Here is a 4,783-nt window from a genome sequence, read left to right on the forward strand (position 1 = left end):
CACCCTCGCGGAACTCCCGATCAAACTTCCGTCGTGCCTCAGCCATCACCCTCACCTTCTAAGAGGATGTCTCCACGCTACGAGGGGAAACCCAGTCGAGTGAGGTCTGGATGATGGTGAGTTCGCCATGATTAGTCACCGTGCTGGCTGTTTCCGGTCGTTTCGGTGTGCGGGTTGCGTGCAGCGATGACGGTGAACAGGGTGGCGACGAGGGCAAGTCCGCCGTATCCGAGGGTGATCTGTGGTAGCGAGAAGGTGTTGGACAGTTGGCCGGAGATGAGGCTGGGGAAGGCGGCGCCGCTGTAGGAGATGAGGTAGATCGCGGTGAAGGTCGGTGCCCGGTCGGCCAGGGTGCTGCCGTGCAGCAGGCCGCGGGTTGCGGCGCTGATGGCGATGCCTTGACTGGCGCCGGCGACGATGGTTGAGGTGATGAACAACGCCAGTGTGCCGCTGGCGATTGCTGTGATGATGCCGATCATTCCGGCCAGGAAGGCGATCATGCCGAGGCGTTGGGCTGCCGCTGGTGTGAACCGGCCGCCGAGGGGAGCGCCGAGAACGCTGGGGGCCATGTAGGCGGCGAACACCAGTCCGGGGACGAGGGGGTTGTGGGTGTGGAGTTGGTCTTCGACCAGCGCGGGCACGAAGGCTTGGTAGAAGGCCCCGGTCGCCCAGGTGGACAGGAACACCGCGGCCGCGACGGGGAGCAGATGTCTGACCCGCGCTGGAACGCGAACCCGGGGCAGCAGTGATCGCCAAGCGCCCGGCGTCGGAGTTACGGTTTCAGGGCTGATCGCGACGAGTGCGGCGGACAGCAGCAGGAGGCCGGCGCAAACCAGGTAGATGAGGTCGCGTGGCCAGGGCCCGAATTGGACCAGGGCGCCGGAGCCGATGGCGCCGACGGTTAGGCCGAGCATGGGTCCCTGGCTGGAGGCGACGGAGGCCAGCCAGGCCGGCCTGGTGGGTACGGTGTCGACGATGTAGGCGGTGAGGCTGCTGCTGGCGAGCCCGGCACCGAGGCCCATCAGGACCCGACCGGCCAGCAGGATGCCGATGGCGTGCACGTTCAGCAGCAGCAGACAGCCCAGCAGGAGCAGACCGAGGCTGGCGATCGCCGTGCGTCGGCGACCGACATGATTGGACACGCGTCCCAGCACCAACAATGCGGCGATAGTGCCGACGGAGTAGGCGACGACCGCCAGCGAGATACCGGCGTTGGTGAACCTGTCCTCAGCTCGATAGATGTTGTAGAGCGGGACCGGCGCGGCGTTCGCGGCAAACGCGGCTGCCAGGGAGACCACCGCAGATACGAACGCCAGCCGGAGCGTTGTGTCCCGCCGAGCCAGTTTGATCACCGGTGCCACGTTGTGCATCGAGCCGTGCCTTTCTCTTGTCATGAACCACCCAGGAGTTTCTGGAGGTTTCGGGGTTGCGCACGTCGACGTAGCTGCGCACCGTGGAGGTGTCGGTGAGCCAGGTCCGCACAGAGACGATGTCGGTCATGGACGCTCCGGCCTGCTTGAGCGCGTCGTGGGCGTTACGCCACACCTGCCGCGCTTCTCAGCGAAGTCCTCGGGAGGTGTTCCGTCGGCCTGAGGCGGGGCGTGCCAGAGGAGATCACGAGGTCGCAGTCTGCTGGAATGCGGTCGACACTGGTGTAGCCGCCACTGTGGGCGGCTACACCAGTGTCGATTCCGCTGATCTTGGTCGTGCCGTTCTCGTCTGAGGTGAGGTCGCCGGCCGGTCTCGGCTTGTTGCCGTATCGTGACTGGCCCCTGGGTGTAGTCCCTGCCCAAGGGCGGGGTTGCCTCGCGACCAGCAGCCTCGCGGGGCGGTTTAGGTGCCCGGAGCAATCGCGCAGGCTGAGACGCAGACCCAGGTACCCTCACGCTTCTGGTACGTGTCCGTGTACAGAGCTTCTTGGTCCACTCCATCGGCGAGCATGGTGTACGTGGCGCGGCCGTGGATCAGAGCAACGTCACTGAGGATGCGGATGTTGACGTCGTGCACAGCGAGATCCTTGAAGGGGCGCGGCTTCGCGATGTAGTCGAGGAACTCGGCACGGTTGCGGGTGACGCCCGGAGTCTGCACGATGAAGTCTTCGGCAAGAAACTCGCTGAAGCGCTTGGCATCGCTGAGCTGGTCGGAGCGGACGTAGTCATTGTTGAGCTGCTCGAGGATCGCCAGATCTTCGGTGGACTGCTTGGTGTCGTTGATTACGTGTTCCTTCTCTGTGGTTCGGCGTTCGCCGCCGGTGAGCTGTCGTTTCGGTGCCGTGTACGCGGTGCCGGCGTGCGAGGTTGTCCCGTCTTGTTTGTGTCGATCCGTCGCGCCGTCTTACCGACAACGTCGCAATCTCGTTCGCGCCTCGACGCCCTCCCGCCGTAACCCGCGCTGGTCAGCGTGGTACGACGTCGAGAGGCGGTGCAGCTAAGGGATGGTGAGCCGACGAGGCAACACGCCCGCGATCGGAAGAATGACCCGGCGGCACTAGCCCGTCTGGGTCATAGGAGTAGTCCAGCGAGATTCCAGGTCGGATCTTGTGAAGGTCGGCCCGGCTTATCCGCAGCACCTCGAGTTGTGCGCCGTGATGTGCCCAGTCGAAGGTATCGATGGCTGTCCTACCGAGACGCTTGGCGCGTCAGGGTGCTTCCGAACAGGACAACGCAGGAGCCGATCAACGAGAGGATGACGATCGGGTAGCCGTCCTCCCAAAAGGAGTTCCGGCATCCGGCCGAAGTTCATCCCATAGATGCCGGTCACCAGGGTCGGCACCGCCGCGATCGCCACCCAGGCGGAGATCCGGCGAAGATCGTCGTTCTGCTGCACGGCCACGCGTGAGGTGTGAGCGGCCAGCGCCGAGTCGAGCAGTGCTCGGCACTGTCGATCTGCTCGCACGCCCGGGCGACATAATTCGCGACGTCGCGGAAGAACGGAGCGGCCGACGAGCTGAGGTGAGCGCCGCCGCGCGAGAACTCCCCGAGCGGATCCCGCAGCGGAACGATCGCGCGGCGCATCTCGAGCACCTCACATTCACCTGGCCGGTCTCCACAGCGTTCGCGTCGTCGACGTACCAGAGTGTCCGAAGTACGACGAACAGTGCGTCGTCGTACCGCTCAATCCTGGGACGTTGCTGTGGTACCCCGGCGTCCTCTATCGCCAGCACATGGAATCCGAAGAGACGCCGAACGCTAGCCATCTCGTTGGGATCCGGTTCGTACAGGTCCACCCAGGCGAAGACAGCCGGATCCTGTTGGAGTGCCTGGTCGGTCGCCGCGAGACTGATCGGCACCTCACGCCTGCGGCCATCTCGATATACGCCACTCTCGATGAGCGTCTGTTCCGTTCGACGTTCCGCACCTCGGCAGTATCGGGCGGGGACCGAAGTGCGCCGATGACTGCTTACGCGACCGCGATCTGCTGTGCATCGAAGGCGACGTAGCTAGTGAAGTCGTGGCCGACCACCTCGATGGCCGAGTGCTTGGGTGCCGGGTAGCACCAGGCGGCATCGGGATACTTCGCGGTGGTGCTCAGCACGTCGTAATAGCGGGCCTGACCCTTCCACGGGCAGGTGTACGGCGTCGGACTTGCCTGCAAGACGCCGATGATCAATGCGTCAGGCGGAAAGTAGCGGCTGCCTTCAACCACGATGATGCGGTCGTCAGGTGCCTCCGCTACCAGCATTCCATCGACCGACGCCTTCATCTGTACTCCTCCGGCCGTGGATGTGGGGTCCTGACCCCCGCGTGGGTTGCCTTGCTCTCTGCTGCCATCACAGTCAATAATCGGACGATACCGTCCACTTTTGTCAAATCGAGCCGGAGGACTGCAGACCCATGATGCCAATGGCTGGTCGACAGTGGAGGCGAGGGCGATGGTGATCCCAGCCCTGGCTGACATCCATGCCGACGACGGCGATCGAGTCGCCCGTGACCAGATCTCCGTGGCAGTGACCGCGGGCCGCTTGGAGTACAACGACGGCGCCTCTCAGGTGTTCGAGCCGGATGGAAACACGACATATGTCGAGGCCGGTCGACCGACCCGCGGTGAGTGGTCCGTCGACGACGACGGCCACTTCTGCTCCTTCTGGCCGCCTAGCTACCGGGCCTCTTACGAGCTGCGGTGGACGGTCGAGAATGGCGCGATCACCGGCCTGCGATTCGTCGAGCTCAGCGGGGGAGCCGAGTTCGTAGGCCACTATCGGCCCGTCCACTAAGCGGGACGGAAACGGAAGAGCGCGCGCGGCGCAATTAGGAGATCAGGCCTGCGCGCCAGTCTGCACGGCCAGTGCCACGGTCGGGGGTCGAGTGGTCGGCTGTCGTGGAACCTCCGCGCGGATGTATCTGTCGAACGGATTGGTCCGTCGATGTCGTTTGCTTTCGCATGGCCCCGGACGTAGTAGAGCACAGCATGGAGCGAGGAACGTAACAGGACCTTTCGACTGGTCCCGTTACGTTCCTCGCCTACTTGACTAGCGGCTACCTCATGGTGAAGACCCTGATCTCCGTCGGGTGCTCGGAGAATGCCAACCTCGTATCGGCGACGAGGTTGCTCGCCACCAGAGGGTCTTCCTATCCGTAAACGACAGTCCGTATGGGACCCGCGGATGTCGTGTCGGCGTCGCGGCGGGTCGCCTCACCTCGCCACGCGGTTGACGATGATTACGAGCACGAAAGGACAGGTCGCTAGCCCTAAGCCTCGATCCACCGATGAGGGCGTTTGAGGGAGCGGGTCGGAACGCGAGAATGCCCTTACGTACTGGAAGAATTTGACTTCTCTAGGGTCC

At 64.0% G+C, this 4,783-nt stretch carries 5 protein-coding genes and 1 pseudogene; 1 reads left to right on the forward strand and 5 read right to left on the reverse strand.

The window, feature by feature from the left end; all coding sequences use genetic code 11:
* Positions 1-131: 131 nt before the first annotated feature.
* The 5 genes and pseudogenes from EV644_RS44205 to EV644_RS44225 all read right to left on the reverse strand — a co-directional run bounded on the left by EV644_RS44205 (position 132) and on the right by EV644_RS44225 (position 3,702).
* The gene (locus EV644_RS44205) at positions 132-1,394 is read right to left on the reverse strand and encodes an MFS transporter (RefSeq protein WP_199240397.1); all 1,263 of its coding nucleotides are present in this window, start codon (positions 1,392-1,394) and stop codon (positions 132-134) included.
* 439 nt (positions 1,395-1,833) lie between these two features.
* Positions 1,834-2,214 carry a nuclear transport factor 2 family protein gene (locus tag EV644_RS48120; RefSeq protein ID WP_132197837.1) on the reverse strand — a complete coding sequence of 127 codons (381 nt, stop codon included), beginning with the start codon at positions 2,212-2,214 and terminating at the stop codon, positions 1,834-1,836.
* Between the two features lie 342 nt (positions 2,215-2,556).
* Positions 2,557-2,895, reverse strand: coding sequence for a CorA family divalent cation transporter (locus EV644_RS48125; protein WP_132197835.1), 339 nt, complete (start codon positions 2,893-2,895; stop codon positions 2,557-2,559).
* Between the two features lie 193 nt (positions 2,896-3,088).
* A pseudogene (locus EV644_RS48260) lies at positions 3,089-3,196 on the reverse strand (hypothetical protein); the annotation flags it as partial.
* A gap of 203 nt (positions 3,197-3,399) precedes the next feature.
* A complete protein-coding gene (locus EV644_RS44225) occupies positions 3,400-3,702 on the reverse strand; it encodes a DUF427 domain-containing protein (RefSeq protein WP_132197833.1) in 303 nt (100 codons plus the stop codon).
* Between the two features lie 169 nt (positions 3,703-3,871).
* Between EV644_RS44225 and EV644_RS44230 the strand changes: the two genes are divergently transcribed.
* Positions 3,872-4,213, forward strand: coding sequence for a hypothetical protein (locus EV644_RS44230; RefSeq protein WP_132197831.1), 342 nt, complete (start codon positions 3,872-3,874; stop codon positions 4,211-4,213).
* The last annotated feature ends 570 nt before the right edge of the window (positions 4,214-4,783 follow it).

This window comes from Kribbella orskensis (assembly GCF_004342085.1).
Taxonomy (GTDB): Bacteria; Actinomycetota; Actinomycetes; order Propionibacteriales; family Kribbellaceae; genus Kribbella; species Kribbella orskensis.